A 26,398-nucleotide genomic window follows, 5' to 3' on the forward strand; every position below is an offset into this window, starting at 1 on the left:
CTGTGGTGTCAGAGGTCGATGGAGCAGTCGCCGACGGGCGAGGTCACGCAGATGCGGACCTCCTCGTCGGGCAGCGAGGACTCCTCGCCGGTCAGGACGTTGCGGACGGTGCCGTCGGTCTTGGTCTTGACGCAGGAGAAGCAGATGCCCATCCGGCAGCCGAACTCCGGCTTGAGCCCGAGGGCTTCGGCCTGCTCGAGGAGGGTGGCGCCGGTGTTCTCGGCGCTCTCGCCCGAGCGGGTGAACGAGACGTCACCGCCGGCCGCACCGGTGCTGAACGCCGGGGGCTTGAAGAACTCGACCCGCAGGCGGGGGTTCTCCTCGCCGTACGCCGCGCGGATCAGCTCGATGAGGCCACCGGGACCGCAGGCCCAGGTGTCGGTGTTCTTGAAGTCCGGCACCAGCCGGCGCAGCTCGAACTCGCTGAAGGTGGCGTCGCCGTAGTGCAGGTGGACGTCGATGTGGTTGTCACCCTCGGCGACGGCGGCCAGCTCCTCGGCGAAGATCTGGTCCTGCTCGCTGCGGGCGAAGTGGATGAAGGTGACCTTGCGGTTCGCCCGGCCGTCGTACCCGTCCCGGAGCAGCGTCCGGATCTGGGCCATCACCGGGGTGATCCCCGATCCGCCGGAGATCATCACGAGGTGGTTGTTGGTCGGGGTCGCGGCGCTCTCGTGGAGCGTGAACTCGCCCTCGGCCTGGCTCAGGTGCAGCATCTGGCCGGGCTGGGCGTTGACCAGGAACTTGCTGACCTGGCCCTCGTCGTTCGCGCGGATGGTGAGCGTGATCCGCTCACCCGGCAGCGAGGCGGCCGAGGAGATCGAGAAGCAGCGTGTCATCCGGCGGGCGCTGCCCGGCAGCTCGACACCGACCTGGACGTACTGACCGGCGCGGTGACCGCGCCAGGTGCTGGTCGGCTGCAGGGTCAGGGTGGCGACCGGAGCAGAGCCGACCGCGTCCGGGTTCTCCCGGTGGATCGAGACGACCCGGGCGCGCACCTCGGTGGCGGCCCACATCGGGTTGAACATCTCGAGGTAGCGGTCCACACCGTGCGGCGAGGTCAGCGCTGCGACGGCCTTGGAGCCGAGAAGCTTGGTGGTGATGGTGCCCATGATTGGCCTCCTTTCGGTGAACGTTTGTACACTGAAACTATGACTGCCACGCTGGAACACGGTCAAGCCACCACGGACGTGATGCCCGACACGGTGCACATCCGTGCACTGAATGACGCGGGGAACGCCCTCGCTACGCTGTCCCCCGTGACGGAGAGCCGCAGCGACAAGAAGGAGCGCACCCGTCGCGCCATCCTCGACGCCGCGCTCGCGCTGACCGAGGAGGTCGGTCTGGCCGGCCTCTCCCTGCGGCAGGTGGCCAAGGAGGTCGGCATCGTGCCGACCGCGTTCTACCGGCACTTCGCCTCGATCGACGAGCTCGGGCTGGCGCTGGTCGAGGAGTCGTTCGTCTCCCTGCGGGCGATGATCCGCGACGTGCGTCAGGGCGCCCCGTCCCTGGGTCAGATCGTCGACCGCTCCGTGGCAGTGCTGATCGAGCACGTGGGCGAGCAGCGCACCCACTTCGCCTTCATCGCCCGCGAGCGCTCGGGCGGGTCAGCCGTGGTGCGCGAGGCGATCCGGCGCGAGTTCGAGCTCTTCGAGCGCGAGCTGGCCACCGACCTGGCCCGGCTGCCGATGGACCACTGGTCCGGCGACGACCTGCGCATCCTGTCCAACCTGATCGTCCGCTCGATGGTGAACACCTCGGAAGACATCCTGCTGGCCGAGCGGCGCGACCTGACGGAGATCCGGCACCGCGCCCGCACCCAGCTGATGATGGTGATCGTGGGCGCGCTGAATTGGAAATCCCGCGGGCGCGACTGACGCACCCGCGGGACCGTTCTTCCAGGCAGATCAGGCGACCGAAACGGCATCCCCGTCCAGGTCCAGGTCGGCCACCGGCTGACCACCGTCCTGCGCGGGCAGCCGGCCCGGCAGGAGCACAGCGAGCGCGACCACGGCGATCGACAGGATCGCGCTGAGCCCGAAGGCCCACTGCATCCCGCCCACGTACGCACCGAGCTTGGACGCACCATCGGCGGCCAGCGAGTCGCCACGCGCCGTCAGGACCGCGACCGAGAGTGCTGCGCCCATGGCACCTGCCACCTGCTGCAACGCACCCAGCAACGAGCTCGCATGCGAGTAGAGGTGCTGCGGGACCGCTCCCAGGCCCAGGGTGAACACCGGCGTGAAGATCAGCGCCAGGCTGACCATCAGGAGGATGTGCATGCCCAGGATGAGCGCGTACGGCGTGTGCAGGTCGATCTGCGTGAACAGACCGAGCCCGATCGTCATGCCGATCGCACCGGGGATCACCAGGGGGCGTCCGCCGAAGGTGTCGAACGCCTTGCCGACGCGCGGGCCGAGCAGACCCATCGCCAGGCCACCCGGCATCATGATCAGCCCCGTCTGCAGCGGCGAGAGGCCACGGACGTCCTGCAGGTAGAGCGGCATCAGCAGCATCGACCCGAGGAAGCCCATGAAGGCGATCACCATCAGCAGCAGCGCGGTCACGTACGTGCGGTGCTGGAGGGTGCGCAGGTCGAGCAGCGGGGAATCGGTGCGTTGCAGCTGGATCTGACGCCACACGAAGACGGCCAGGACCAGCAGGCCCCCACCGATCAGGGCGTACGGCGAGACCGGCGGGTTGTCCCGACCGACCAGGCTCAGGCCGTAGACAAGACCACCGAAGCCGAGCGCGGAGAGCGGCACGCTCACCACGTCGATCTCGCCCGCGGTCGGCTCCCCGACGTTCTTCAGCCGCCGCAGCCCGGCGACGCCGATACCGGCAGCGATCGGGAGCACGAGCAGGAACATCCAGCGCCACGACAGCGAGGACAGGATCAGGCCGGAGACGGCCGGACCCATCGCGGGAGCCACGGACATGGCCAGGGTGACGTTGCCCATGACCCGGCCCCGGTCACTCTCGGGCACCACGTTCATCAGCGTGGTCATCAGCAGCGGCATCATCACCGCGGTGCCAGAGGCCTGGATGACGCGGGCCACGATCAGCAGCCAGAACATCGAGGGCGGAGTCACGGCCGCCAGCAGGGTTCCGGAGCAGAACACCACCATCGCGAGACCGAAGGCCTGACGGGTGGTCACCCGCTGCAGGAAGTAGCCCGTGACGGGGATGACGACGGCCATCGTGAGCATGAACGCGGTGGTCAGCCACTGGGCTGCGCCGTTGCCGACACCGAAGTGGTGCTTCAGGTCGGGGATCGCGTTGATCATGATCGTCTCGTTGAGGATCACGATGAACGTGGCCCCGACGAGCCAGCGGAGGACGGCCATGTCACCGGGACTGGTGCGAGCTCCGGCGCCGGCCGGGGCGGCGGGGGTGGAGGACTGCATCTTTGAATCCTTCGTTCGTGGGTGGCGGCCGCGGAGCAACCGCCCGAGATCCGTTCTCGTACCTACGACGAACCGGATTCCGCGATTTCGACACCTGCGACGTGAAAAGAACCTACGAGTTCGCACCGACATTCCACGAACGGTTAAAAATACGGTCCGGACCAGTCCGGTAAACGATTTGCGTCAGCGGGGCCTGATCGTCAACTCTGGAACAGAGGCGTCGGGCGGCAGGTCCAGCACGTGCAGGATCGAGTCGGTGACCGTGCCCGGCTGGATCCAGCGCGTGGCGTCGTAGGTGCGGCCCTCCTGCTCGTGGACCTTCTCCTGCATCGGCGTCGCCGTGCGGCTCGGGAAGATCGTGGTGACCCGCACCCCGCTCCCGGCCTCCTCGGCCCGCAGCGCGTCGGCCAGGGCGCGGAGGCCGAACTTCGATGCGGCGTACGCCGACCACTCGGCGTTGGCGACCAGCCCGGCCGAGGAGTTCACGAACACCACGGTGCCACCGGCCGCGCGCAGCGCCGGCAGCAGCGGCCCGGTCATCACTGCGGGCGCGGTGAGGTTGACCTCGATCTGGCGCCGCCAGCTCGACACGTCCAGGTCGGCGACGGTCTCGAGCTCGACGGTGCCGGCCATGTGCACCAGCGAGTCCAGGCGCGGTTCGTCGAGCGCCTCGGCCCACCGGCGTACGGCGTCGGCGTCGGCGAGGTCGACGACGTCCCGGGTCACCCGCACGACCCGGTCGCCACGCGCCTCCAGGCGCGCGGCCAGGTCGGCCCCGATCCCGGAGCCGGCGCCGGTGACCAGGTGGACCTTCACCGGGTGAAGACGACCTTGCCGAACAGCTCGCCCTCGGCCATGGCGGCGAAGCCGTCGCGAGCCTGCTCCATCGGCAGCTCGCGGTCGACCAGCGGACGGGCGCCGGTGGCGTCCAGCATGGAGATCAGGCTGGCGAGCTCCTGGGAGGAGCCCATCGTGGAGCCGATCACCTTCAGCTGCAGGAAGAAGATCCGGGTCAGCTCGGCGTCGTCGAGGTTCGGACCCGAGGTCGTCCCCGAGATCACGATCGCCCCACCGGGGCGCAGCGCCCGGATCGAGTGCGACCAGGTCGCCCGGCCGATGGTCTCCATCACCGCGTCGACCTTGACCGGCAGCCGGGCTCCGGACTCGAACACCTCGTGCGCGCCGATCTCCAGGGCGCGCGCCCGCTTGGCCTCGTCGCGGCTGGTGGCCAGCACCTTCAGGCCGGCGGCCCGGGCCAGGATGATCAGCGCGGTGGCCACGCCCCCGCCGGCGCCCTGCACCAGCACGGTGTCGCCGGCCTTGAGGCCGCCCTGGGTGAACAGCATCCGGTACGCCGTGAGCCACGCGGTCGGCAGCGTTGCGGCCTCCGCGAAGGACAGCGAGGCAGGCTTGGGGATCAGGTTGCGCCGGGGCACGACGACCGTCTCGGCGAAGGTGCCCTGGTAGCGCTCGGAAAGGATCGACCGCTTCGGGTCGAGCGTCTCGTCCCCGGTCCAGTGCGGGTCGTTGATGATCGCGTGCACGACCACCTCGTTGCCGTCCTCGTCGTACCCGGCCGCGTCGCAGCCGAGGATCATCGGCAGCGCCTCCTCGCGCAGGCCCACGCCGCGCAACGACCACAGGTCGTGGTGGTTCAGCGACGCCGCCTTGACGGTGACCTTCGCCCACCCGTCGGGGACCTCGGGGTCAGGACGCTCCCCGACCACCAGGCCGGACAGCGGGTCTTCGGAGGAGAACTTCTCGGCGTAGACGGCGAACATGGGGCCGAATCTACCGACGCGCGACGCCGTCCCGTCGCGCGGCCTCGGCGACCGCGGCGGCCACGGTCGGACCGACGCGCGGGTCGAACGGCGAGGGGATGATCAGCTCCTCGGTGAGGTCGTCCCCGACGATCGCGGCCAGGGCCTGGGCCGCGGCGAGCTTCATGCCCTCGGTGATCGCGGTGGCCCGGACGTCGAAGGCACCGCGGAAGATGCCCGGGAACGCCAGCACGTTGTTGATCTGGTTCGGGAAGTCCGAGCGACCGGTCGCGACCACGCGGGCGTACTTGTGGGCGACGTCAGGGTGCACCTCGGGCGTCGGGTTCGCGAGGCCGAAGATGATCGGCTCGTCGGCCATCGAGGCGACGACCTCCTCGGGAACCGTTCCCCCGGACAGACCGATGAACACGTCGGCGCCGTCCATCACCGCGGCCAGGGTGCCCCAACGGCCGGTGGTGTCGGCGGTGTCGGCGGCCAGTGCACGCTTGCTCGGGTTCAGGTCGGTGCGGTCGCGGTGCAGCACGCCGGCGCGGTCGACCACGGCGATGTCCTGGTAGCCGGCGGCCAGCAGGATCCGGGTCACCGCCACACCCGCCGCACCAGCGCCGGAGACCACGATCCGCACGGTGTCGTGGTACTTGCCGGTCAGCTTCATCGCGTTCTCGAGCGCCGCGAGGGTGACCACCGCGGTGCCGTGCTGGTCGTCGTGGAAGACCGGGATGTCGAGGCGCTGCTTGAGCTTCTCCTCGACCTCGAAGCAGCGGGGAGCGGAGATGTCCTCGAGGTTGATGCCCCCGAAGCTGGGCGCCATCCGCACGACGGTCTCGACGATCTCGTCGACGTCGGTGGTGTCCAGGCAGATCGGGATCGCGTCGATGCCGCCGAACTGCTTGAACAGGACGGCCTTGCCCTCCATCACCGGCATCGCGGCCTTCGGGCCGATGTCGCCCAGGCCGAGCACGGCGGTGCCGTCGGTGACCACCGCGACGGTGTTGGCCGTCCAGGTGTAGTCCGGGTAGATCGAGGCGTCCTCGGCGATGGCCTCGCAGACGCGGGCGACCCCGGGCGTGTAGGCCAGCGACAGCTCGGCCGGACCGTTCAGGGCGACGGTCGAGGCGATCTCCATCTTGCCGCCGGCGTGCAGCTCGAAGACGGGATCGTGGGTACGGGGGTTCTCGGTATCAGGCATCTGGTCTGAAGCAACCATGAGCGGGGCTCTCTCGTGACATGCGACATCGAATGGGTGGGGCTGCTCGACACCGACCGAGTAGGTCCGTGGAGTCGCCGGAGTAGTGCCAAGTTCTGGGGGATCTCCCGCACTCATCGTCTCACAGTGCTGCGCAGGCGTCACAGTGGCTTCCGCCGAATGTGGCCCATCTCCCACCGCCCGCTCAGCCGGGCGGGATCCGGCCGGAGCGGGGCAGGACCCGCAACCGCACCACGGCGAGCACGCCGTCCTCGGGCACCGGACCCCGGTGCCGCGAGTCCACGCCCGCCTCGGCGTTGTCGCTGAGCAGGAACCAGCCGGGTCGCCCCGACGCCGTCGTCGCGGCGTACGCGACCCGCTTGACCGCGAGCGTCCCGTCGGCGAACCGGGCCAGCACGAGTGCGCCCGCGCGGGGCGTCGCGCCGTACCGGACCAGCAGCCGGTCGCCCGGCTCCAGGGCAGGTCGCATCGAGTCGCCCTTCACGACGGCGAGACCCCACCGACGGCTCCATCTCACGCGGAGTAGTGTCGCAGGGGTAGTGCTCCCCCCAGGTAACACCCACGAATGACCCAGAGAGGACCGAGGATGTTCGCGCGACTGTTCGCCCCCACCGTCGAGGTCTCCGCCCACTGCGACCTGCCCTGCGGCGTGTACGACCCCGCCCAGGCCCGCATCGAGGCTGAGTCGATCAAGGCTCTGATCGCCAAGGTCGCCGACAACGACGACCCCGACTTCCGCACCCGTGCGCTGGTCATCAAGGAGCAGCGCTCCGAGCTGGTCAAGCACCACCTCTGGGTGCTGTGGACCGACTACTTCAAGCCGCCGCACTTCGAGAAGTACCCGCAGCTGCACACGCTGGTGAACGAGGCCACCAAGCTGGCCGGCGCCGGCGGTACCAAGGGCAGCCTGGACGCCGAGGTCGCGGACCAGCTCCTCGCCAAGATCGACGAGATCGCCGAGATCTTCTGGGAGACCAAGAAGGCTTGAGCACCTGCGAGCGGGGTCGGACCTTCGGGTCCGGCCCCGTTCTGCGTGTTCGGGCGAAATCTCGCCTAGTGTCGTGAGCATGCATCCCGACGCCGAAGTCCGCCTCCCGGCTGAAACCGCGTACGTCGCCGTCCTCCGGATGGCCGCCTCCGGCATCGCAGCGCGCCTGGACTTCACCCTCGACGACGTCGACGACCTGAAGATGGCGGTCAGCGAGGCCTGCTCGATGGTGCTGGCCGGCGCGAGCCCGGGCGGCAGCATGTACGCCAACTTCTTCCTGGGCGAGGGCCGGATCGAGGTCCGGGTCTCGGCCGACGCGGTGAACGCCGACCCGCCGGACCCGGGCAGCTTCGCCTGGCAGGTGCTCGCCACCACGGCGGCCCAGGTGTCCGCGGAGGCGACGCACGACCGCGTCACCGTGAGCCTCACCATCACCAGCTCCACGAACGCTCACGCCTGACCATGTCCCAGGACGATCCAGAGCTGCCCACAACCCTGCGCGAACGCAGCCACCAGCTGTTCGCGCAGCTGGCCGATGACGGCTCGCAGGAGACGCGCAACGACCTCATCGAGCTGCACCTGCCGCTCGTCGAGCACTGCGCCCGCCGGTTCCTGCACCGCGGCGAGCCGTTCGACGACCTGGTCCAGGTCGGCACCATCGGGCTGATCAAGGCGGTGGACCGCTTCGACACCGAGCGCGGCGTCGAGTTCTCGACCTACGCGACACCCACGATCATCGGCGAGATCAAGCGCTACTTCCGCGACAAGGGCTGGGCGATCCGGGTCCCGCGCCGGCTCCAGGAGCTGCGGATGTCGATCTCGAACGCAACCGGCGACCTGTCCCAGACCCTGGGCCGCTCCCCCACGCCCCGGGAGATCGCCGAGCACCTCGACGTCAGCGTCGAGGACGTCCTGGAGGGGATCGAGTCCGCCAACGCCTACGCCACGATGTCCCTGGACGTGAGCAACTCCGACGACGACGGGCCGTCCTGGCTGGACAGCCTGGGCGAGGAGGACGAGGGCCTCGAGCACGTGGAGATCCGGGAGTCGTTGCGTCCGCTCCTCGCCGGCCTGCCCCCGCGGGAGCAGCAGATCCTGGTGCTCCGGTTCTTCCGGCAGCAGACCCAGTCGCAGATCGCCGAGCAGATCGGCATCTCCCAGATGCACGTCTCCCGGTTGCTCACCCGGACCCTGGAACGGCTCCGCGGCTCGATCGAGTAGCGCTCAGCGGTCCTCGTCGGCGTCCTCGTCGGGGTGGCCCGGTCCGTCGAGCGCGGCCAGGGACTCCGGTCGCAGCATGGCGATCAGTACTGCGACGGCCGGGACGGCCAGCGCGATCGAGGCCGGCCAGGTGTCGCCGTCCTTGAAGTTCCAGGCCAGGCCGAGCGCCAGCAGCTGGGCGATCAGCACCGGGCCGCGCGCCCAGGCGGCGGACCGGCTCAGTCCCCAGGCGCACCCGACCAGGGCCGCCCCGAAGACGGCGAAGAACAGCGAGGTGGTCACGCCCATGGTCGCCCGGGCGGGGGTGGTGTGGAACGCCTCGGCGATCCCGAAACCCACCCCGAAGAGGCCCTCCAGGGTGACCAGGACGGCCGCCACCAGGAGCGGGCGGGGAGCGTCCGGCCAGGGGCGCGTCGAGGGGGTTTCCACGAGCCAGGAGCCTAGTGGGGGGCCGATCAGGGGCGGTTCCGGCCCCTTCCCGGGGTGGTGGAAAACCGAACTACTGTGACCAACCTGACCCGCGTCGGGTCTTGTGTCGGCGGGCGGATGTTGCAAGCATCTATGGGTAACTGCGTCCCGAGCACAGATTCGGGCGTCGTTCGCCCCCTGCCCCCTCGCCCGATCGGCCTGGAGTCAGGACCGACCTAGTGAACGCGTTCACACACCCTCTCGAACAGGAGTTCCTCGCCATGGATTGGCGCCACCGCTCTGCGTGTCTCGACGAAGACCCGGAGCTGTTCTTCCCCATCGGCAACACCGGGCCGGCCATCCTCCAGATCGAGGAGGCCAAGCAGGTGTGCCGCCGGTGCGACGTTCGCGAGCAGTGCCTCGCGTGGGCGCTGGAGGCGGGACAGGACCACGGCGTCTGGGGCGGCCTGAGCGAGGACGAGCGTCGCGCGCTGAAGCGCCGCAACGCCCGGGCGCGGGTCCGCACGGCCTGACCCCTCGGGTCCGGCTCAGCGCGGGAAGCTGAACTCCACGACGGTCCCCGGACCGTCCTTGCGGCGACCCATCGCCAGGGTCCCGCCGAGCTCGCCGACCAGCGTCTGCACGATCGAGAGACCCAGGCTGGACGTGGACGCGACGTCGAAGTCGTCCGGCAGGCCGACACCGTCGTCGAGGACCCGCACGGTGACCAGCGACCCGGCCGAGGACACCTGGATCTCGACCGTTCCCGAGCTGCCCTCGGGGTAGCCGTGCTCCATCGCGTTCTGGAGCACCTCGGTGAGGACCATCGCCAGCGGCGTGGCCGCGTTCGAGGACAGCGTCCCGAACGACCCGGTACGGCGCAGCCGCACCTCTCCGGCGTGCCCGCCGACCTCGCTGACCAGGCCGGTGAGCTGGTCGGCGACGGCGTCGAAGGCGACCTCCTCCTCGTAGCTCTGGCTGAGCGTCTCGTGCACCACGGCGATCGCGCCGACCCGGCGTACGGCTTCCTCCAGCGCCTCCCGGCCGCGGACCGACTCGATCCGACGCGCCTGGAGGCGGAGCAGCGCTGCCACGGTCTGCAGGTTGTTCTTCACCCGGTGGTGGATCTCCCGGATGGTGGCGTCCTTGGTGACCAGCTCGCGGTCTCGGCTGCGCAGGTCGGTGACGTCGCGCAGCAGGATCAGTCCCCCGGTCAGCTCCCCGGCGGGGCGCAGCGGGATCGCCCGCACGATGACGGTCGCCTCCCGGTTCCCGATCTCGGCGTCGCGCGGGACCTTGGCGCCCAGGACGGCGCTGATCGTCTCCTCGTCGGGCCGCAGGTCCGGCGGCACCACCTCGCGGGTGACGTCGGCCAGCACCTGGTCGGCGAGGTCCCCGGTCAGCCCGAGCTTGCGGTAGACCGAGAGCGCGTTCGGGCTGGCGTAGGTGACGCGGCCGGCGGCGTCGACCCGAACGAAACCGTCCCCCACCCGCGGTGAGTCCGCGTGGTCCGAGCGCTGGCCCGGGAACGGGAAGCCCCCGCGCGCGATCATCTGGGTCAGCTCGCTCGCGGTCGCCAGGTAGGCGAGCTCGAGCCGGCTCGGGGTCCGGACGCCGTGCAGGTTGGTGTTGCGGGCGACCACCGCGATGACCCGGTCCTCGCGGCGCACCGGGATCGCCTCGACCCGGACCGGGACGTCGTCACGCCACTCCGGGTCGCCCTCGCGCGCCACCCGGCCGTCGTCCAGCGCCGCGTCCAGCAGCGGCCGGCGGCCCCGTTGCACGAACGTGCCCACGACGTCGTCGACCAGCGCCGTGGGGCCGGTCGTCGGGCGCATCTGACCCGCGGCCCAGTAGCCGCTGCCGTCGCGGTCGGGCAGCCAGAGCACCAGATCGGCGAAGGACAGGTCGGCCACGATCTGCCAGTCCGCCTGGAGCAGCGCCAACCAGGCGACGTCATCGTCGACGAGGTCGGTGTGCGCTCGGGCGAGCTCGGGAAGCGACGGCACGCGGCAACTCTAGGGGCTGGCTCACGGGCGTGCCGATCCGTCACCTGATGGTCGCCGGGACGACCTTCGGACCGGTCGGTACCGGATGCAAGAATGCCCGCATGGCCTCGGGATTCTGGGAACAGGTGGTGGCGGACGGGCTCAAGGTCCCGACCGAGCGGTCCTTGGTGGAGATGACCGAGGACCTCACCCGCATGCTCGGCGACCCGGATCCCGACGTCCGCGACGGCATCGCGTTCCCGACGATGGCGACCTGGATCGACGAGGGCGTCTACGACGACCTGCTGGTCGGCCTCGGCGACGGTATGTGCCACGGCCTGGACATCGGCCTCGGCCTGTCCGAGGACGACACCGTCTTCCGGCGCAGCTTCTCCGCCCTGATCCTCACCGAGTGCATCGACCGCAGCACCGCCGCCGGCCTGGTCGGCCCGGACGCCGTGATGCGCTGGGGCGACCGACTGATGAGCTGGATCTCCCGCGAGCGCGACCTGCGCGGCTACGTGCCGGGCAAGGGCTGGGCGCACGCGGTGGCGCACGGTGCCGACGCCCTGGGCGCGCTGGCCCGCTCCCCCTACCTGGGCCGCCTCGAGCTCACCGTCATCCTCGACGTGATCGCCGACCGCCTGCTGAGCCCCACCGAGACGTTCCTGGTCTGCGGCGAGGACGACCGGCTGGCGTTCGCCACCATGCACCTGCTGCGCCGCAACATCCTCGAGCTCGACGTGCTCGAGCCGTGGGTGGCGCGCCTGGCCGCCGGGGCGAACAGCCGTGGCGGGTTCAGCCGCAACCCGTTCCACGTCACCGGCAACGTCCAGGGCTACCTGCGCAGCCTGCACCTCCAGCTCGCGCTGGGCAGCGACCACCCGACGGTCCGCACCGATCTGATGCTGGTGCTGATGGCACACCTGCGCGCCACGAATCCGGCCTACTTCGTTCCTCCCCGACAGCACTGAGGTGCTTGTAGCGTCAGCGCCATGACGCAGACGAACGAGCCCGTGAACGCCCACGCCGGTCAGCACGCGGTGGCCGTGGCCCGGGCGCACGGGGTCGAGACGATGTACACGCTCTCGGGGGCGCACGTGTTCCCGATGTACGACGGCGCCGTCACCGCTGACCCGCCGATGCGGATCATCGACGTCCGGCACGAGCAGACCGCGGCGTTCGCGGCCGAGGCCACCGGCAAGCTCACCCGGACGCCGGGCCTCGCGGTACTCACCGCGGGACCGGGCGTGACCAACGGCGTCAGCGCCGTGGCCCAGGCCCAGTTCGCCGGGTCCCCGATGGTCGTGGTCGGTGGCCGCGCCCCGGCCAACCGCTGGGGCTCAGGCTCGCTCCAGGAGCTCGACCAGCCGCCGATCCTCAGCCCCGTCTCGAAGTCCGCGAGCACCCTGCACACCGCCGCCGACGTCGCCCCCGGTCTCAACGACGCCTTCACCCTGGCCGGCTCCTCGCACCGCGGGCCGGTGTTCGTGGACGTCCCGATGGACGAGTTCTTCAACACCGCCGAGATCGTCCGACCGCAGGTGCCCCCGGTCGTGCGCGAGGCGCCCGACAGCGACGCGCTCACCGCGATCGCCGGCCTGCTGGCCGAGTCCCGCCGCCCGGTGCTGGTGCTCGGCACCGACGTCTGGGCCGACGGTGCCGAGGTCGCCGCGCTCCGCCTGGCCGAGGACCTCGGCATCCCGTGCATCACCAACGGCATGGGCCGGGGCGTGATCCCGGGCGGGCACCCGCTGCTGGTCACCAAGGCCCGGGGCCAGGCGCTCGGCACCTGCGACCTGGCGATCGTGGCCGGCACGCCGCTGGACTTCCGGCTCGCCTACGGCATCTTCGGCGGCAAGGACGGCTCGCCCGTCGCGAAGACCGTGCACCTGGCCGACTCCAAGGGCCAGGTCTCGGGTCACGCGGAGCTCGCCGGATCGGCGTACGGGGATCTGACGCTGGTGCTCGACGGCCTCGCCGAGACCTTCGGCCGCCAGTCGCGGCCCGACTGGTCGGACTGGGTCTCCGGCCTCCAGCAGACCGTCGCCGCCGCGACTGAACGCGACAACGAGCTGCTCGGCGCCACCGCGGAGCAGATCCACCCCGCGCGCATCTACGGCGAGCTGCTGCCCCGCCTGGCCGACGACGCGATCGTGGTCGGCGACGGCGGCGACTTCGTCTCCTTCGCCGGCAAGTTCGTCGAGCCCAAGCGCCCCGGCGGCTGGCTCGACCCCGGCCCCTACGGCTGCCTCGGCGCCGGCATGGGCGGCGCGATCGCAGCCCGGCTGCACCGGCCGTCGGCCCAGGTCGTGCTCCTGTACGGCGACGGCGCAGCGGGCATGAGCCTCATCGACGTCGACACTCTCGTGCGACACAACCTGCCGGTCGTCATGGTCTGCGGCAACAACTCGGCCTGGGGCCTGGAGAAGGGCCCGATGCAGTTCCTCTACGGATACGACGTGGCCGCGGACCTGGCGCCTCAGACCCGGTACGACGAGGTCGTGAAGGCACTCGGCGGCGCCGGTGAGACCGTCACCGACCCGAACCAGATCGGCGCCGCGCTGGACCGTGCGTTCGCCTCGGGCGTGCCGTACATGGTCAACGTGATCACCGACGTGAACGCGGCCTACCCGCGCAACACCCTCGGGATCTGAACGCTCTGCACGAGTTCGTCGAACGCCAGTGCCCTCCCGCGGGTCGTGGCAGAGTCGCACCATGACCTCTCGGACCATCTCGCGCGCAGCCGTCGCGCTCGCCGCTGCCATCTCCTTCACCGTGGGCACCGCCGCGATGTCCCAGGCGGACTCCTTCCGCCACCAGGACGCCACCGGCGACGTGGTCGTCACCACGACCGGCTCGCCGGGCGACACCCACGTCGACCCCGACCTGGCGCTACCCGATTTCCAGAAGCTCACGGTGCAGCACAGCCGCTGGAACGTCAGGGTGGCCACGGTCCTGCGCTCGGTCGACGGCTACGGCAGCACCTGGACCGCGACGATCGTGACGTCCCAGGGCGAGCGCTTCCAGGTGACCTACGGCCGCAGTGAAGCCGGGCCCCAGGCTCTCGTCCACGTGTCGCTGGTCCACAACGGGTACCACTCCACGTGCGACGGGCTCCACGTGAGCCGTACGACGCCGACTGCAACCTCCAAGGGTGTCATCGCCGACGTGCCGACGCGATGCCTCGGCAACCCGTGGAAGGTCAGGGTCGGGGTCCAGGCGCACACCGTCTACAGCGACGACGCAGTGGAGCACCGTGGCCACGACGACGTGCTCCGCACCGGAGCGTTCACCTACTACAAGCCCGCTCTCAGCCCCTGGATCGCTCGTTAGCTCTCCGCATCACCGACGTGAACGCGTCCTCATCTGCTTCGTACCGACACCGCGCGTTACGGATCTGCCGGGATCCAATGATCTACGAAAGTCGCCAGATACGGTCCAAAGATGAACGCCAACCGACTCCTAGCGGCTGCAACTGTCGCCGTGGCGATCAGCGGCTGCGGGAACAGCGTTTCGGGTACCCGAGGTGATTCGAATTCGGGACCTGTTCGAAGCTCGCTCAAGGTGACCGTCCCCGGAGGCAAGACCTTCGACGTGACTCCCACCGAGGTGACCTGCGGCCCGGGCGAATACGAACACGGGGTGGACGTCGTCCGGGTCAGGTATTCGACCAAGGACTACCGCTTGCAGATCGAAGTCATCCCCGGTGACGTTGTCGGAGGCAAGACCTTCAAGCTGCCCATCAACTCCGGCGACAGCGAATCCGGACCGAAGAATGCCCTCATCTTCTTCGGCGCTCGAAAGAGCGACCCGTCCACCGGAGAAGGAGTCGAGGCATCTACTGACGAGGAGGAATCGACGGGAACCCTCCGCGTCCGACGAGCAACGTGTAACCCAGTCGCACTAGATCTGGAAGTCGACGCAAACCTTGGCTCTGAACTCTTCGATGGATCAGGCGCAGAACTCCGGGGCCGCGTCGTGCTCCCGTCAATCTCCGAATAGCAGAACCGGTTGGGATCGTCCGGATCTGCCGAGATCAGCATCGTCGCTGGCGGCACTCATACTGGTCACGTGAAGTTCTGGGCGTTCATCATCTTGATTTACTTGCCCGGCTTCTTGCTGATGTCGGTCCTCGCGACCAGGGTCACCCGCCGCCGCAGCAAGGGCAGGTATGTCTCGGGCTTCGATCGCGCTTGGGGCGAGCACCCGGAGTGGATCGTACTGGCCGTGATCGTTGGCTTGGCCTTCGCGATCCTCGCGGTCCGCTGACATGTGCACGGATCTGCCGCGATGAGTGGGGCCCGTCCCCGCCGTCGGGTCAGAGCCGCGCGAGGAACCGTTCGCCGTCGACGACTACCCGGGTGACCTCGCCGGAGCCGAGCAGCTTCTGCGACGAGGCGTCGCGCGCGCTGACGTCGAAGCGGACCAGCCGGCCGTCGACGTAGGTCACGGTCGCCGTCACCTGGACCGCGGCGCCCAGCGGCGAAGCGGCGACGTGCTCGAGGGAGACCCGGGTGCCGACCGAGGTCTGCGGATCGTCCAGGCCCAGTACCTCGCAGGTGACTGCCTCGCACCAGGCGAGCAGGACCGGGGTGCCGAGGACGGGCAGCGAGCCCGACCCGACCCGCAGGGCGGTGTCGGCCTCGGAAACGACGAACTCCCGGGTCGACGTACGACCCAGGAGCTCTGTCATGTCTTCAGTAAAGCGTGAACGCCTCAGGCGTTCGGCCGCTTTCCGTGGTTCGCGCCCTTCTTCTTGCGCGCCCGACGCTTCCGTCCGGTCTTACCCATGAGTGCCTCCTAGAAAAGCTTGCAGCGAGGATCTTCTCATCGAGAGTCGCCGAGCACCAATCGGGCGTCTCGACAGGCTCGACGAACGCGGCGGTCAGCCCTCGGTCTCGGTGATCGTGATCTGGACCTCGCGGATCCGGACCAGCACCTTGTCGCGCAGCTCCTGCGGCGCGGTCTCCGAGCACGACCGGGCGACCAGCGACTTCACGGTGCGCTCGAGGTCGTACTTGGCCAGGCACGGCCCGCACTCGTCGAGGTGTTTCTGGATCACCGCGCAGTCGGCCGAGTCCATCTCGTTGTCGATGAACGTGAAGATCTGGTGGATGACCTCGGAGCAGTCGGGGTCGTGCCCCTGCATCCCGCTCACGACGCGGCACCCCGCGTGCTCAGGTCGTTCTCACGCACGTAGTCCGAGAGCATCTCGCGCAGCTGGCGCCGGCCGCGGTGCAACCGCGACATCACGGTGCCAATGGGGGTTTCCATGATCTCGGCGATCTCCTTGTACGGGAATCCTTCGACGTCCGCGAGATAGACCGCGAGGCGGAAATCCTCGGGCAGACGCTGAAGCGCGTCCTTCACGTCGGAGTCGGGCAGGTGTTCCAGAGCCTCCATCTCGGCCGACTTCAGGCCGGTGGAGGTGTGCGACTCCGCGCGGGCCAGCTGCCAGTCCTCGACGTCCTCGGCCATCGACTGCTGCGGCTCGCGCTGCTTCTTCCGGTAGGTGTTGATGAAGGTGTTCGTCAGGATCCGGTACAGCCAGGCCTTGAGGTTGGTGCCGGGCTTGAACTGGTGGAAGGCCGCGAAGGCCTTGGCGAACGTCTCCTGGACCAGGTCCTCGGCATCCTGCGGGTTGCGGGTCATCCGCATCGCCGCCGAGTACAGCTGGTCGAGGTAGGGCAGTGCGTCGGTCTCGAAGCGGAGCTGGCGCTCCGCCTCGGTCTCGTTCGCGAGGTCAATTGATTCACTCATCGCGTTCCAGCCTACCTTCGTGGGGTCAGGGGCCGGTCGGTCCAGTACGGCGAGCATGCAAGGGGAACACCCCGCAGCGGTCAGCGATTCCCGGCGACGTCGCGGACGATCCACTCCAGCGTGGCCTCGACGATCAGCCCGAGGGAGCCGGCCTGGTCCAGCGCTGCCCGTTTCGGCACCTTCATGCCGTGGTCGGCGTCAGGGACGACAGCGAGCTCGGTGCCCTCGGGGAACTCCTCGGGACGCCCGAACGGGTCGTTCCCGCCCTGGACCACGAGCACCGGCACGGCAGCACCGAGCAGCTCGTCGAGCCGCGACTTCTCGGGTCGTCCGGGCGGGTGCAGCGGGAACGAGAGCGCGAGCACTCCTTGAGCGCCCATCTCCGCCCCGATCCGGCACGCGGAGCGGGCACCGGCACTGCGCCCGCCGAGCACGAACGGCGCCTTCGGGCGGACGCCCTGGAGCACGGCCCGGTACGCCTCGTCGATGAGCGCCGGTCGCGGGGCGAGCTTCTTGCCCTGCACCCGCCAGGGCATCTCCACCCGGGAGACGGTGATCCCGTTGCGGGGCAGGTCCTCGGCCAGGCGCACCAGGTCGGGAGCGTCGATGCCGCCGCCGGCCCCGTGGGTCACGACCAGCTCGGCGATCGCGCCGCGGGCGGTCCGACGGATCAGGCGAGCATCGCCCTGCGGGGTGGCGACGAGCTTCTCCATCAGGCGCCCTCGAGCGGCAGCGGTTCCACCAGCTCCGGTCCGTTGTTGGCGACGTTCGAGACCAGCGTCGAGACCGGGTAGGCCTCCAGCTGCCCCGGGGCCGCCGGCACGAGCAGGCCGAGCAGCTCGTCGGTCGGCCGCGGGCCGGGGTCCAGCCACGCGTCGTACGCCGAGCGCGGCAGCATCAGCGGCATCCGGTCGTGGATCCGGCCGAGCTCGTCCTCGGCGGTCGTGGTGATCACGGTCGCGGTCCACAGCCAGCGGGTCGGGTCGTCGTCAGCCTTGGACTGGTCGCGCCAGAGCTCGTAGAGGCCGGCCATCGCCAGCATCCCGCCGTCCTTGGGCCGGATGAAGAACGGCTGCTTCTTCGGCTTGCCGGCCTTGGTCAGCTCTTCGGTGACGTACCACTCGTAGTAGCCGTCGGCCGGCAGGATCGCGCGCCGCTTCTCGAACGCCCGCCGGTACGCCGGCTTCTCGGCCACCGTCTCCATCCGGGCGTTGATCATCCGGCTGCCGATCTTCGGGTCCTTGGCCCACGACGGGACCAGTCCCCAGGTCATCGCGCGCAGCTGGCGCTCGGCGACCTCCTCACCCTTGGGCGGTCGCTCGACGACGGCGTAGATCTCCTTGGTGGGCGCGACGTTGTAGTCGGCCTGGAGCCGCGGGAGGTCGGCGGTGCGGATCTCGAACTCCTCGACGATGTCCTCGGGATCCAGGCTCGAGGAGTAGCGACCGCACATGGCTCAACCCTAGGGCCGAGCACCGACTGTCAGGTGCGGGCGAGCTCGTCGAGCAGGGTCGAGGTGGCCGCGGCGGTGGCGGGCAGCCCCTCGATCCACAGGCGCACCACGCTGTCGGGCGGGGTCACCTCGTCGAGCAGGTCGCGCAGGGTGCCGACGCGGTTGCCCAGGTCGGCACGCTCGGCGATGACCAGCAGCCGCGTAGGGCTGGCCTCACCGATCGTCTCCTCGCCCTCGAACACCAGCCGCACCTGGCTGGCCACCTGGGCCATCACCAGCGAGCTGGCCAGCTGGTCGGTGGCTCCGGCGAGTAGCGGGACGTCGACGACGACCAGCGCGTGCGCCGGCTCGGCCGCCGTACCCCGTGCCTCTGCTCCCCGCTGGATCTCGGCCAGCCGCCCGCGCAGGTGCGCCAGCGTCGCCATGCCGGTCAGCGGGTTCTCGCAGGAGACCTCGTGCAGGTAGCCGAGCGTCTCGTCGCTCCACGCGATCCCCAGAGACCGCGTGGACTCGAAGTCGGGCTCGCGCCCGACGACCAGTGCAAAGGTGGACCGGAGACTGTGCAACGCCTCACTCAGGTCGACGCCGTCCCTCGCCAGGTCCCGGCCCACCACTGCACAGGCCGCGTGTGCCTCGGAGCCGGCAGCCAGAGCCTCCCCCACTGCCTCGAAGCGTGCGGGCAACTTCTGCCGCAGGCTGTCGGACATCTCCTGGCTCTTGCCGCCGGTGGTGCCGGAGCTCCTGTTCGCGATCGTCGCGAAGAGTCCCATCACCATTCCTCCGGGCTCACGTTGTTCCCTACAGATGTCCTCGATCCTCCCCGACGACCGAGCACACCTGCGAAACGCTCGGGTGGGGGTTCTATGACGCGAAACGAGAATATTTCGTCGGGACCCTGATTAATGCGAAACAGGACGTATCGAGCGCGTCGTGACAGGATGATGGCTGTAACCAATTGCCCCTTCGTCCGTTTTAGAGACAAATGACCGTTCTTGAGCACGCGCCGCAAGGCGAGCTGAGCGACGCCGAACTCATCTCGGCGGTTCGCGGCGGTGACGTGTCCGCGTACGGCGATCTCTTCGCCCGGCACCGCGAGGCGGCCACCCGGCTGGCCCGCCAGCTGGTCTCGAACTCGGATGCCGACGACCTCGTCTCCGAGGCGTTCGCGAAGGTGCTCAACGTCCTGCTCGCCGGCGGCGGCCCGGACGTCGCGTTCCGCGCGTACCTGCTCACCGCGGTCCGCAGACTCCACGTCGACAAGATCCGCGCCACCAACCGCGCGATGCCGACCGACGACCTCTCCCCGTACGACCAGGGCGAGCCGTTCAACGACACGGTGCTCTCCGGCTTCGAGGGCGGCGCCGCGGCGCGCGCCTACGCGAGCCTGCCCGAGCGCTGGCAGCTGGTGCTGTGGCACCTCGAGGTCGAGGGCCAGAAGCCAGCCGAGGTCGCGCCGCTGCTGGGCATGACCCCCAACTCCGTCTCCGCGCTGGCCTACCGGGCGCGCGAGGGCCTGCGCCAGGCCTACCTGCAGATGCACTCCGCAGACATCGCCGACTCCGAGTGCCAGTGGGTGCACGACCGCCTCGGCGCCTACGTGCGCAAGGGCCTGTCGCGTCGTGACTCCGCCAAGGTCGAGGAGCACCTGCGCTCCTGCCGCAAGTGCACCGCCCTGTTCCTCGAGCTCTCTGAGGTCAACTCCTCGATGGCCGGCGTCATCGGCCCGGTGGTCCTCGGCACCGCGACGATGGGCTACCTCGGCGCTGCTGCTCCGGCCGGCCTGTGGGGCGGCGTCTGGGGCGGCCTGATCGCCGCCTTCGGCACCGCCAAGGAGGCCGTCGCTGCGAACGCGAAGGTCGCCGTCGGCATCGGCGCCGCAGCCGGTGTCGCCGGCATCGCCACCGTCGCCGTGCTGGTCGCGAACAACTCCGGAACCCAGCGCCCGCCGCAGGTGGAGCCGTCCCCGGGCATCTCGACCTCGATCACCCCGCCGCCGGTCACCCAGCCGCCGAAGCCCACCCGGACCCCGACGCCGACGCCGCAGCAGAACAACACCGGCGGCGGCACCACGCCGGTCGTGTTCCACCCGCCGACGCCGACGCCGACCAGCGAGCCGACGAAGTCGCCGACGCAGCCGCCGTTCACCCCGCCGCCGACGCAGCCCCCGGTCACCCCGCCGCCGACCAGCGCGGACGTCAGCGTCGACCTCTCCTTCCAGGCGAAGCTCGGGCTGCTCGGCGCCAAGGACGCGGGCACCATCGGCAACCTGACTGCGGTCACCGACGGTGTTCCGGACGGGATGAAGGGCACGCTCACCATCCAGACGCTCGGCGCGACGCTCGAGCAGCTCGGCACCGGGTGCACCGTCGACGGGGCAACCACCACCTGCCCGATCTGGAAGAACATGCCGCCGCTCGTCTTCAAGATGATGGGCGTCCCGGTCTCCACCTCGGCCACCGTCTCCGGCCCGACCAACGTCACCGACCCGTCGCCGCGCAACAACACCGCCAGCGTCCTGCTCGGCCTGCTCGCGTTCAACCACACCGCGAAATCTGGATAGCCTTCGCGGGTGGACCGCGCTGCCGAGACCGAGCTCTGGTCGGCTCCGCGCGCCCTCGAACCGGTCCGAGCCCGCGTCGAGCTCCCCGGCTCGAAGTCGCTGACCAACCGTGAGCTGGTGCTCGCCGCCCTGGCCAACGGCCCCGGCGAGGTGCGCCGGGCGCTGCGCTCGCGCGACACCGAGCTGATGGCTGCGGCGTTGACCACCCTGGGATCGCCGGTCGACACCTCCGGGGCCGACTGGGCGGTGCGCCCCGGGATCATCGGTGGCCAGGCGGTCCCCGCCGCCGTCGACTGCGGGTTGGCCGGCACCGTGATGCGGTTCGTCCCGCCGGTCGCCGCCCTGTGCGCGGCGGACGTCGCCTTCGACGGCGACCCGCACGCCCGCACCCGACCGATGGGCGAGGTGCTCACCGCGCTGCGCTCCCTCGGCGTGGACGTCGGCGGTCCTGACGGCGACCGGCTCCCCTTCACCGTCCACGGCACCGGCGCGGTCCGCGGCGGGACCGTGGTGATCGACGCCTCCGCCTCCAGCCAGTTCGTCTCCGCGCTGCTGCTCGCCGCCCCGGCGTACGAGGAGGGCATCGACGTGCGCCACGACGGCAAACCGGTGCCCTCGCTCCCCCACATCGAGATGACCGTGGCCTGCCTGCGAGCCCGGGGCGTCGAGGTCGACGACTCCGACGCGAACCGCTGGCAGGTCGCGCCGGGACCGATCGCGGCCCGCGACGTCGCCATCGAGCCGGACCTCTCGAACGCCGCACCGTTCCTGATGCTGGCTCTGACCAGCGGCGGCAGCGTCACCGTGCCGGGCTGGCCGAGCAGCACCACCCAGGCCGGTGACGCGCTGCGCGACATCCTGGCCCGGATGGGCGCCGAGGTGATCCTGGACGAGGACGGCCTGACCGTCACCGGGACAGGAACGATCAGCGGCATCGACGCCGACCTGCACGACGTCGGTGAGCTCGCCCCGGCGATCGCTGCCCTGGCCGCGCTGGCCGACTCCCCCTCGCACCTGCGCGGCATCGCGCACATCCGCGGGCACGAGACCGACCGGCTGGCCGCGCTCGCGACCGAGCTGACCGGACTCGGCGCCGCGGTCACCGAGCACGACGACGGTCTGTCGCTGGCGCCCGCACCGCTGCACGGCGGGGTCTTCCGCACCTACGCCGACCACCGGATGGCGCACGCCGGCGTCATCGTCGGTTCCGCGGTGGACGACGTCCAGGTCGAGGACATCACCACGACCTCGAAGACCTTCCCCGGGTTCGAGCACGTCTGGGCGGGGCTGTTCCCCAGATGACCGGCCGGTACGACGAGCACGACCCCGAGTCCTACGAGCGGCCGCGCCGTCGTACCCGCCCACGCACCAAGGACCGCCCCACCTACGACGACGCCGTACCTGCCGTCGTGGTCACCGTCGACCGCGGTCGGTTGACGTGCCTGCTCTCCGAGGGACCGGATGCCGGCAGCAAGGTGCTCGCCATGAAAGCCCGGCCACTGGGCCGCAAGGGTGTGGTCGTCGGGGACCGCGTGCGCCTGGTCGGGGACGTCTCCGGCGACGACGGCACGCTGGCGCGGATCGTCGTCGTCGACGAGCGCGTCACCACGCTGCGCCGTACGGCGGACGACACCGACCCGGTCGAGCGGGTCATCGTCGCGAACGCCGACCAGCTGGTCATCGTGGCCGCCCTGGCCGACCCCGAACCGCGCCCGCGCCTGATCGACCGGGCCCTGGTCGCGGCGTACGACGCGGGCATGGACCCGCTGCTCTGCCTGACCAAGTCCGACCTGGCTGACCCGGCCGACCTGCTGGCGGTCTACCGCCCGCTCGGGGTCCCGTACGTCGTCACCCGCCGCGGGGCCGACGTGGGCGAGGTCCGCGAGCGGCTGGCCGGGCGCACCAGCGTCCTGGTCGGGCACAGCGGCGTCGGCAAGTCGACGCTCGTCAACGCGCTGGTCCCGGACGCCATGCGCTCGACCGGCGACGTCAACGCGGTCACCGGCCGCGGTCGGCACACCTCGACCAACGCGTTGATGCTGCCGCTGCCCGGTGGACCGGACGGCAACGCAGGCTGGATCGTGGACACCCCGGGCATCCGGTCCTTCGGCCTGGCCCACGTGGACCCCGACCGGCTGATCCACGCGTTCGGCGATCTCGAGGAGCTGACCGCCGACTGCCCGCGCGGATGCACCCACGGGTACGGCGAGCCGGAGTGCGGGCTGAACGAGGCGACCGGCGATGAGGCCGAGCGGGTGGAGTCGTTCCGCCGCCTGCTGGCGAGCCGGGACAGCACCGACTACTGATCGGTGACCGGTGGCCGGACACCGCTCAACTAGGGTTCGACCTATGGCCCTCGACTACACCGACGACCTCCGGCTGGCCCACGTCCTCGCCGACGACGCGGACGCGCTCACCATGGCTCGGTTCAAGGCGCTGGACCTGCACGTGATGACCAAGCCGGACCTGACCCCGGTCACCGACGCCGACCAGGCCGTCGAGGAGGGCATCCGCAGGACACTGTCGCGCGCCCGCTCGCGCGACGCGGTGCTCGGTGAGGAGCAGGGCAGCGCCGGCCACAGCCAGCGCCGCTGGGTGATCGACCCGATCGACGGCACCAAGAACTTCGTCCGCGGCGTACCGGTCTGGGCGACGCTGATCGCCCTGATGGTCGACGACGAGGTCGTCGTCGGCGTCGTCTCCGCCCCGGCCCTGAACCGGCGCTGGTGGGCGATGAAGGACGGCGGCGCCTGGACCGGGACCTCGCTGCTGCGAGCCACCGCGATCCAGGTCTCCGACGTCTCCCGGATCGAGGACGCCTCGCTGTCCTACGCCTCGCTCGGCGGCTGGGAGGACCGCGACCGGCTGGACGACTTCCTGGCCCTGTCGCGGCGCTGCTGGCGCACGCGCGCCTACGGCGACTTCTGGTCCTACATGCTCGTCGCCGAAGGTGCGGTCGACCTGGCCGCAGAGCCCGAGCTCGAGCTCTACGACATGGCCGCCCTGGACGTGATCGTCCGCGAGGCCGGCGGGATCTTCACCTCGCTCGACGGCGAGCCCGGGCCGATCGGCGGCAACGCGCTGGCCAGCAACGGCAAGCTGCACGACCAGGCGCTGGCGTTCCTGGGCACCGTCGACGACGAGTCCCGGCACGCCCAGCGCGGCGGCGGGTCGGTCCACGACCTGGCCGAGCGACGCCGGCAGGCCGAGGCCTCCCCGGACGAGTAGGAGTTACCCCACTCCGAGCAGGTCGACGACGAAGATCAGGGTCTCGCCCGGCTTGATCGCACCGCCGGCGCCGCGGTCCCCGTAGCCCAGGTGCGGCGGGATGACGAGCTGGCGACGACCGCCGACGCGCATGCCCTGCACACCCTGGTCCCAGCCCGCGATGACCCGGCCACCGCCGAGCGGGAACTGGAACACCGAGCCCCGGTTGTAGGAGGCGTCGAACTCCTCGCCGGTGGAGTGCGCGACCCCGACGTAGTGCACGGACACGTTCCGGCCGGCGACCGCCTCGGCACCGTCCCCGACGATCAGGTCGGTGATCTCCAGGTCAGCGGGCGGCGGGCCGTCGTAGAAGTCGACCTCAGGCTTTTCACTCATGGGTCGAGCCTAGCCGTGGCCGAACCGCCTACGTCTGGTGGACGTAGCTGTCGAGTTGATCGCGCTCGAACTCGACCTCGGCGATGTGGTTCTTGACGATGTCGCCGATGCTCACCACGCCGACCAGGCGGCCGTCCTCGACCACCGGGAGGTGGCGGAACCGGCCCTCGGTCATGACCCGGCGCACCTCGTCCAGCGAGCTGCTCGGCTCGCAGGTGCGCACGTTGGTGGTCATGATGTCGGCCACGGTTGCGGACAGTGCCTGATCGTTGCCGTTGAGCTGCCGGACCACGTCGCGCTCGGAGACGATCCCGCTCACGCTGGAGCCGTCGCCGCTGACCACCGCAGCGCCGATGTTGTGCTCCGCGAGCAGGGCGACGAGCTCGCGGACGCTCGCCTCCGGCTTGATCGTGACGATGTCCTGGCTGGCCTTGCCGGCTACAACTTCGCTGATCCTCATGCCGTCGAGGCTAGTGTCCGCGCCTGGAGATGCCAACGGTCTCGCCACGGACCGTCACCGAGTCACCCGGCACCAGCTGGCGGCCGCGGCGGGTCTCGACCTCCCCGTTGACCAGCACGACGCCCTCGGCGAGCACGTCGCGCGCCTCGCTCCCGTTGTCGATGAAGTCCGCCAGCTTGAGCAGCTGCCCGAGCCGGATCACGTCGTCGCGGATCTCCACGATCCGGTCGGGTTCAGCCATTCAGTTCACCGCCAGGGAGATCGCGTGGATGAGGACGCCGACGAGACCGCCGACGATGGTGCCGTTGATCCGGATGAACTGGAGGTCGCGCCCGACCTGGAGCTCGATCCGGGCTGCTGCCTCGCGGCCGTCCCACCGGGCGACCGTGTGGGTGATGACGGCGGTCAGCTCCCCGCCGTACCGGCGCACGCCGAAGGCGGCCGCGTCGGCGACCACCGTGTCCAGCCGGTCGCGCAGCTCCTCGTCGGTCCCGATCCGCTCGCCGAAGCGCACCAGCTCGGCCGTCGCGCGCTCCCGCAGCGGGCCCGCGGAATCGTCGAGGGCGTCCAGCAGCGCTCGCTTGAGCGCGTCGAAGACCGACATGCCGGCGGCCAGGAACTGCGGGTGCTCCAGCAGCCGGGTCTTGAGACGCTCGGCGCGCTCCTGGGTCGGCGGGTTGGTCAGCAGGTCCTGGGCCAGCTGGGCGAGCAGGCTGTCCAGCGCGGCCCGGGCGCGGTGGTTCGGGTCGGCGCGGATGTCCGCGACCCAGTGGACCGCCTCCAGGTGCACCCGGTCGGTGACCAGCTCGTTGAGCCGTTCGGGCACCCAGCGCGGCGCACGCTCGCCGATGACCGAGGTGAAGGTCTCCTGGTTGTGCACCAGCCAGTGGTAGCCCTCCTCCAGCGCGAGGTCGACCAGGCCGTGGTGGGCGTCGTCGCGCAGCACCTCGGCGAGCAGGTTTCCGGCGATCGGCGAGATCGGCTCGGTCACCAGCCGCGGCAGGATCACGTCCGCGACCAGGCCCTCGACGTCCTCGTCGCGCAGCCGACGCAGCCCGACCGCGGCCAGCGAGGCACCCTCGGCCACGACCTTGGCCGCGTTGGCGGGATCGCTCAGCCACTCCCCGACCCGGGCTGAGACCCGCGCGGCGCCGAGCCGGTCGCGGATGATCTCCTCCTGGAGGAAGTTCTCCTGGACGAAGTCCTCCAGGCTCTTGCCGAAGTCGTCCTTGCGCCGCGGGATCAGCGCGGTGTGCGGGATCGGCAGTCCGAGCGGGTGCTTGAACAGCGCGGTGACCGCGAACCAGTCCGCCATCGCGCCGACCATGCTGGCCTCGGCGCCGGCGTTGACGTAGCCGAGGAACCCGTCCTGGTTGAGGGTCAGCAGGTAGACCGCGGCGGCGAAGACGAGCAGCCCGACCGCCAGGGACTTCATCTGGCGCAGACGCCGGCGACGCTCGGCGTCGGCGGCTCCGGCGGGGAGGATCATCGGGATGGTCATCGCGCTCCGGACGCTACCGGAAGCGCCGCGCGGGGGAACGTCCGGATTGTGTGCGTTCCCA

The 26,398-nt window shown here is 70.4% G+C and carries 33 protein-coding genes; 14 read left to right on the forward strand and 19 right to left on the reverse strand.

Translation table 11 applies throughout. The features are described from left to right. Positions 1 to 8 precede the first annotated feature (8 nt). Entirely contained in the window at positions 9 to 1,109 is a 1,101-nt protein-coding gene (locus EFL95_RS14160; RefSeq protein WP_123234559.1) for a ferredoxin reductase, read from the reverse strand. A 147-nt stretch (positions 1,110 to 1,256) separates the two neighbouring features. Between EFL95_RS14160 and EFL95_RS14165 the strand changes: the two genes are divergently transcribed. Then, entirely contained in the window at positions 1,257 to 1,874 is a 618-nt protein-coding gene (locus tag EFL95_RS14165; RefSeq protein ID WP_246004952.1) for a TetR family transcriptional regulator, read from the forward strand. A gap of 30 nt (positions 1,875 to 1,904) precedes the next feature. On the opposite strand, the gene EFL95_RS14170 is transcribed toward EFL95_RS14165, so the two are convergent. From EFL95_RS14170 to EFL95_RS14190, 5 genes are all read right to left on the reverse strand, one after another. Continuing rightward, entirely contained in the window at positions 1,905 to 3,404 is a 1,500-nt protein-coding gene (locus EFL95_RS14170; RefSeq protein ID WP_123234561.1) for an MDR family MFS transporter, read from the reverse strand. A gap of 183 nt (positions 3,405 to 3,587) precedes the next feature. Further along, complete coding sequence (locus tag EFL95_RS14175; RefSeq protein WP_221176390.1) at positions 3,588 to 4,220, reverse strand: SDR family oxidoreductase; 633 nt, start codon at positions 4,218 to 4,220, stop codon at positions 3,588 to 3,590. Continuing rightward, positions 4,217 to 5,185 carry a zinc-binding dehydrogenase gene (locus EFL95_RS14180; protein WP_123234562.1) on the reverse strand — a complete coding sequence of 323 codons (969 nt, stop codon included), beginning with the start codon at positions 5,183 to 5,185 and terminating at the stop codon, positions 4,217 to 4,219. Before EFL95_RS14180 ends, EFL95_RS14175 begins: the two co-directional genes overlap by 4 nt. A 10-nt stretch (positions 5,186 to 5,195) precedes the next feature. Beyond that, entirely contained in the window at positions 5,196 to 6,374 is a 1,179-nt protein-coding gene (locus tag EFL95_RS14185; protein WP_123234563.1) for an NAD(P)-dependent malic enzyme, read from the reverse strand. Between the two features lie 202 nt (positions 6,375 to 6,576). Then, positions 6,577 to 6,909 (reverse strand): S24/S26 family peptidase, encoded by a 333-nt coding sequence (locus EFL95_RS14190; protein ID WP_246004953.1) that lies wholly within the window; start codon positions 6,907 to 6,909, stop codon positions 6,577 to 6,579. Positions 6,910 to 6,978: 69 nt separating this feature from the next. Between EFL95_RS14190 and sodN the strand changes: the two genes are divergently transcribed. From sodN to EFL95_RS14205, 3 genes are all read left to right on the forward strand, one after another. Beyond that, positions 6,979 to 7,380 (forward strand): superoxide dismutase, Ni, encoded by a 402-nt coding sequence (gene sodN / locus EFL95_RS14195; protein ID WP_123234564.1) that lies wholly within the window; start codon positions 6,979 to 6,981, stop codon positions 7,378 to 7,380. A gap of 73 nt (positions 7,381 to 7,453) precedes the next feature. Beyond that, entirely contained in the window at positions 7,454 to 7,840 is a 387-nt protein-coding gene (locus tag EFL95_RS14200) for an ATP-binding protein (RefSeq protein ID WP_148045057.1), read from the forward strand. 2 nt (positions 7,841 to 7,842) lie between these two features. Beyond that, entirely contained in the window at positions 7,843 to 8,601 is a 759-nt protein-coding gene (locus tag EFL95_RS14205; RefSeq protein WP_123234566.1) for an RNA polymerase sigma factor SigF, read from the forward strand. 3 nt (positions 8,602 to 8,604) lie between these two features. Here the strand turns inward: EFL95_RS14205 and EFL95_RS14210 are convergent, their stop codons facing one another. Then, entirely contained in the window at positions 8,605 to 9,030 is a 426-nt protein-coding gene (locus EFL95_RS14210) for a hypothetical protein (RefSeq protein WP_148045058.1), read from the reverse strand. A gap of 260 nt (positions 9,031 to 9,290) precedes the next feature. Here EFL95_RS14210 and EFL95_RS14215 point away from each other — a divergent pair, with 260 nt between their 5' ends. Continuing rightward, positions 9,291 to 9,542 (forward strand): WhiB family transcriptional regulator, encoded by a 252-nt coding sequence (locus tag EFL95_RS14215; RefSeq protein ID WP_027863177.1) that lies wholly within the window; start codon positions 9,291 to 9,293, stop codon positions 9,540 to 9,542. A gap of 15 nt (positions 9,543 to 9,557) precedes the next feature. Here the strand turns inward: EFL95_RS14215 and EFL95_RS14220 are convergent, their stop codons facing one another. Then, entirely contained in the window at positions 9,558 to 11,018 is a 1,461-nt protein-coding gene (locus EFL95_RS14220; RefSeq protein WP_123234568.1) for a sensor histidine kinase, read from the reverse strand. A 101-nt stretch (positions 11,019 to 11,119) separates the two neighbouring features. On the opposite strand from EFL95_RS14220, the gene EFL95_RS14225 reads away from it, so the two are divergent. The 5 genes from EFL95_RS14225 to EFL95_RS14240 all read left to right on the forward strand — a co-directional run bounded on the left by EFL95_RS14225 (position 11,120) and on the right by EFL95_RS14240 (position 15,269). Further along, the gene (locus tag EFL95_RS14225) at positions 11,120 to 11,971 is read left to right on the forward strand and encodes a DUF2785 domain-containing protein (RefSeq protein ID WP_123234989.1); all 852 of its coding nucleotides are present in this window, start codon (positions 11,120 to 11,122) and stop codon (positions 11,969 to 11,971) included. A 21-nt stretch (positions 11,972 to 11,992) separates the two neighbouring features. After that, positions 11,993 to 13,654 (forward strand): acetolactate synthase, encoded by a 1,662-nt coding sequence (locus EFL95_RS14230; RefSeq protein WP_123234569.1) that lies wholly within the window; start codon positions 11,993 to 11,995, stop codon positions 13,652 to 13,654. 61 nt (positions 13,655 to 13,715) lie between these two features. Then, on the forward strand, positions 13,716 to 14,333 hold the full coding sequence (locus EFL95_RS14235; RefSeq protein WP_123234570.1) for a hypothetical protein: 618 nt from the start codon (positions 13,716 to 13,718) through the stop codon (positions 14,331 to 14,333). Positions 14,334 to 14,444: 111 nt separating this feature from the next. Continuing rightward, a complete protein-coding gene (locus EFL95_RS19265; protein WP_148045059.1) occupies positions 14,445 to 15,002 on the forward strand; it encodes a hypothetical protein in 558 nt (185 codons plus the stop codon). Positions 15,003 to 15,071: 69 nt separating this feature from the next. Beyond that, positions 15,072 to 15,269, forward strand: coding sequence for a hypothetical protein (locus EFL95_RS14240; RefSeq protein WP_123234571.1), 198 nt, complete (start codon positions 15,072 to 15,074; stop codon positions 15,267 to 15,269). A 49-nt stretch (positions 15,270 to 15,318) separates the two neighbouring features. On the opposite strand, the gene EFL95_RS14245 is transcribed toward EFL95_RS14240, so the two are convergent. From EFL95_RS14245 to EFL95_RS14270, 7 genes are all read right to left on the reverse strand, one after another. Beyond that, entirely contained in the window at positions 15,319 to 15,693 is a 375-nt protein-coding gene (locus EFL95_RS14245; protein WP_123234572.1) for a thioesterase family protein, read from the reverse strand. A 23-nt stretch (positions 15,694 to 15,716) separates the two neighbouring features. Then, the gene (locus EFL95_RS20145) at positions 15,717 to 15,791 is read right to left on the reverse strand and encodes a 50S ribosomal protein bL37 (RefSeq protein WP_369759046.1); all 75 of its coding nucleotides are present in this window, start codon (positions 15,789 to 15,791) and stop codon (positions 15,717 to 15,719) included. A gap of 94 nt (positions 15,792 to 15,885) precedes the next feature. After that, positions 15,886 to 16,149, reverse strand: coding sequence for a mycothiol system anti-sigma-R factor (gene rsrA / locus EFL95_RS14250; RefSeq protein ID WP_123234573.1), 264 nt, complete (start codon positions 16,147 to 16,149; stop codon positions 15,886 to 15,888). A 5-nt stretch (positions 16,150 to 16,154) separates the two neighbouring features. Next, positions 16,155 to 16,760, reverse strand: coding sequence for a sigma-70 family RNA polymerase sigma factor (locus EFL95_RS14255; RefSeq protein WP_183407163.1), 606 nt, complete (start codon positions 16,758 to 16,760; stop codon positions 16,155 to 16,157). An 80-nt stretch (positions 16,761 to 16,840) separates the two neighbouring features. Beyond that, the gene (locus EFL95_RS14260; RefSeq protein ID WP_123234575.1) at positions 16,841 to 17,473 is read right to left on the reverse strand and encodes an alpha/beta hydrolase family protein; all 633 of its coding nucleotides are present in this window, start codon (positions 17,471 to 17,473) and stop codon (positions 16,841 to 16,843) included. Further along, a complete protein-coding gene (locus tag EFL95_RS14265; RefSeq protein ID WP_123234576.1) occupies positions 17,473 to 18,213 on the reverse strand; it encodes an SOS response-associated peptidase in 741 nt (246 codons plus the stop codon). The genes EFL95_RS14260 and EFL95_RS14265 overlap by 1 nt, the downstream gene beginning before the upstream one ends. A gap of 29 nt (positions 18,214 to 18,242) precedes the next feature. Continuing rightward, positions 18,243 to 18,983 (reverse strand): hypothetical protein, encoded by a 741-nt coding sequence (locus tag EFL95_RS14270; RefSeq protein ID WP_148045060.1) that lies wholly within the window; start codon positions 18,981 to 18,983, stop codon positions 18,243 to 18,245. A 212-nt stretch (positions 18,984 to 19,195) separates the two neighbouring features. Between EFL95_RS14270 and EFL95_RS14275 the strand changes: the two genes are divergently transcribed. Genes EFL95_RS14275 through hisN form a run of 4 tightly spaced genes read left to right on the forward strand, consistent with a single transcriptional unit; the run spans position 19,196 to position 24,001 of the window. Continuing rightward, a complete protein-coding gene (locus EFL95_RS14275; protein ID WP_123234578.1) occupies positions 19,196 to 20,773 on the forward strand; it encodes a sigma-70 family RNA polymerase sigma factor in 1,578 nt (525 codons plus the stop codon). Between the two features lie 9 nt (positions 20,774 to 20,782). Then, positions 20,783 to 22,075 (forward strand): 3-phosphoshikimate 1-carboxyvinyltransferase, encoded by a 1,293-nt coding sequence (gene aroA, locus EFL95_RS14280; RefSeq protein WP_123234579.1) that lies wholly within the window; start codon positions 20,783 to 20,785, stop codon positions 22,073 to 22,075. Continuing rightward, positions 22,072 to 23,079, forward strand: coding sequence for a ribosome small subunit-dependent GTPase A (gene rsgA, locus EFL95_RS14285; protein ID WP_123234580.1), 1,008 nt, complete (start codon positions 22,072 to 22,074; stop codon positions 23,077 to 23,079). Before aroA ends, rsgA begins: the two co-directional genes overlap by 4 nt. Before the next feature lie 43 nt (positions 23,080 to 23,122). Next, positions 23,123 to 24,001, forward strand: a complete 879-nt coding sequence (gene hisN, locus EFL95_RS14290; protein ID WP_123234581.1) for a histidinol-phosphatase — start codon at positions 23,123 to 23,125, stop codon at positions 23,999 to 24,001. 3 nt (positions 24,002 to 24,004) lie between these two features. Here hisN and EFL95_RS14295 read toward each other — a convergent pair whose 3' ends face one another. Genes EFL95_RS14295 through EFL95_RS14310 form a run of 4 tightly spaced genes read right to left on the reverse strand, consistent with a single transcriptional unit; the run spans position 24,005 to position 26,337 of the window. Next, a complete protein-coding gene (locus EFL95_RS14295) occupies positions 24,005 to 24,376 on the reverse strand; it encodes an FKBP-type peptidyl-prolyl cis-trans isomerase (protein ID WP_123234582.1) in 372 nt (123 codons plus the stop codon). 28 nt (positions 24,377 to 24,404) lie between these two features. After that, entirely contained in the window at positions 24,405 to 24,836 is a 432-nt protein-coding gene (locus EFL95_RS14300) for a CBS domain-containing protein (RefSeq protein ID WP_123234583.1), read from the reverse strand. Positions 24,837 to 24,846: 10 nt separating this feature from the next. Continuing rightward, a complete protein-coding gene (locus EFL95_RS14305) occupies positions 24,847 to 25,077 on the reverse strand; it encodes an RNA-binding S4 domain-containing protein (RefSeq protein WP_123234584.1) in 231 nt (76 codons plus the stop codon). Beyond that, positions 25,078 to 26,337 (reverse strand): DUF445 domain-containing protein, encoded by a 1,260-nt coding sequence (locus EFL95_RS14310; protein WP_123234585.1) that lies wholly within the window; start codon positions 26,335 to 26,337, stop codon positions 25,078 to 25,080. Positions 26,338 to 26,398: the final 61 nt, after the last annotated feature.

The sequence above is a fragment of the Nocardioides marmorisolisilvae genome, from assembly GCF_003725775.1.
In the GTDB taxonomy this organism is placed as follows: domain Bacteria; phylum Actinomycetota; class Actinomycetes; order Propionibacteriales; family Nocardioidaceae; genus Marmoricola; species Marmoricola marmorisolisilvae.

Bases quoted from the DNA above. Each gene is read 5' to 3' on its own strand.
- EFL95_RS19265 (WP_148045059.1), top strand. From the start codon at position 14,445: ATGAACGCCAACCGACTCCTAGCGGCTGCAACTGTCGCCGTGGCGATC.
- EFL95_RS14245 (WP_123234572.1), bottom strand. From the start codon at position 15,693: ATGACAGAGCTCCTGGGTCGTACGTCGACCCGGGAGTTCGTCGTTTCC.
- EFL95_RS14160 (WP_123234559.1), bottom strand. From the start codon at position 1,109: ATGGGCACCATCACCACCAAGCTTCTCGGCTCCAAGGCCGTCGCAGCG.
- EFL95_RS14215 (WP_027863177.1), top strand. From the start codon at position 9,291: ATGGATTGGCGCCACCGCTCTGCGTGTCTCGACGAAGACCCGGAGCTG.
- hisN (WP_123234581.1), top strand. From the start codon at position 23,123: ATGGCCCTCGACTACACCGACGACCTCCGGCTGGCCCACGTCCTCGCC.
- EFL95_RS14300 (WP_123234583.1), bottom strand. From the start codon at position 24,836: ATGAGGATCAGCGAAGTTGTAGCCGGCAAGGCCAGCCAGGACATCGTC.
- EFL95_RS14225 (WP_123234989.1), top strand. From the start codon at position 11,120: ATGGCCTCGGGATTCTGGGAACAGGTGGTGGCGGACGGGCTCAAGGTC.
- rsgA (WP_123234580.1), top strand. From the start codon at position 22,072: ATGACCGGCCGGTACGACGAGCACGACCCCGAGTCCTACGAGCGGCCG.
- rsrA (WP_123234573.1), bottom strand. From the start codon at position 16,149: ATGCAGGGGCACGACCCCGACTGCTCCGAGGTCATCCACCAGATCTTC.
- EFL95_RS14270 (WP_148045060.1), bottom strand. From the start codon at position 18,983: ATGGGACTCTTCGCGACGATCGCGAACAGGAGCTCCGGCACCACCGGC.
- EFL95_RS14255 (WP_183407163.1), bottom strand. From the start codon at position 16,760: ATGAGTGAATCAATTGACCTCGCGAACGAGACCGAGGCGGAGCGCCAG.
- EFL95_RS14170 (WP_123234561.1), bottom strand. From the start codon at position 3,404: ATGCAGTCCTCCACCCCCGCCGCCCCGGCCGGCGCCGGAGCTCGCACC.
- EFL95_RS14235 (WP_123234570.1), top strand. From the start codon at position 13,716: ATGACCTCTCGGACCATCTCGCGCGCAGCCGTCGCGCTCGCCGCTGCC.
- EFL95_RS14310 (WP_123234585.1), bottom strand. From the start codon at position 26,337: ATGACCATCCCGATGATCCTCCCCGCCGGAGCCGCCGACGCCGAGCGT.
- EFL95_RS14275 (WP_123234578.1), top strand. From the start codon at position 19,196: ATGACCGTTCTTGAGCACGCGCCGCAAGGCGAGCTGAGCGACGCCGAA.
- EFL95_RS14185 (WP_123234563.1), bottom strand. From the start codon at position 6,374: ATGCCTGATACCGAGAACCCCCGTACCCACGATCCCGTCTTCGAGCTG.
- EFL95_RS14205 (WP_123234566.1), top strand. From the start codon at position 7,843: ATGTCCCAGGACGATCCAGAGCTGCCCACAACCCTGCGCGAACGCAGC.
- EFL95_RS14265 (WP_123234576.1), bottom strand. From the start codon at position 18,213: ATGTGCGGTCGCTACTCCTCGAGCCTGGATCCCGAGGACATCGTCGAG.
- EFL95_RS14230 (WP_123234569.1), top strand. From the start codon at position 11,993: ATGACGCAGACGAACGAGCCCGTGAACGCCCACGCCGGTCAGCACGCG.
- EFL95_RS14305 (WP_123234584.1), bottom strand. From the start codon at position 25,077: ATGGCTGAACCCGACCGGATCGTGGAGATCCGCGACGACGTGATCCGG.
- sodN (WP_123234564.1), top strand. From the start codon at position 6,979: ATGTTCGCGCGACTGTTCGCCCCCACCGTCGAGGTCTCCGCCCACTGC.
- EFL95_RS14295 (WP_123234582.1), bottom strand. From the start codon at position 24,376: ATGAGTGAAAAGCCTGAGGTCGACTTCTACGACGGCCCGCCGCCCGCT.
- EFL95_RS14260 (WP_123234575.1), bottom strand. From the start codon at position 17,473: ATGGAGAAGCTCGTCGCCACCCCGCAGGGCGATGCTCGCCTGATCCGT.
- EFL95_RS14180 (WP_123234562.1), bottom strand. From the start codon at position 5,185: ATGTTCGCCGTCTACGCCGAGAAGTTCTCCTCCGAAGACCCGCTGTCC.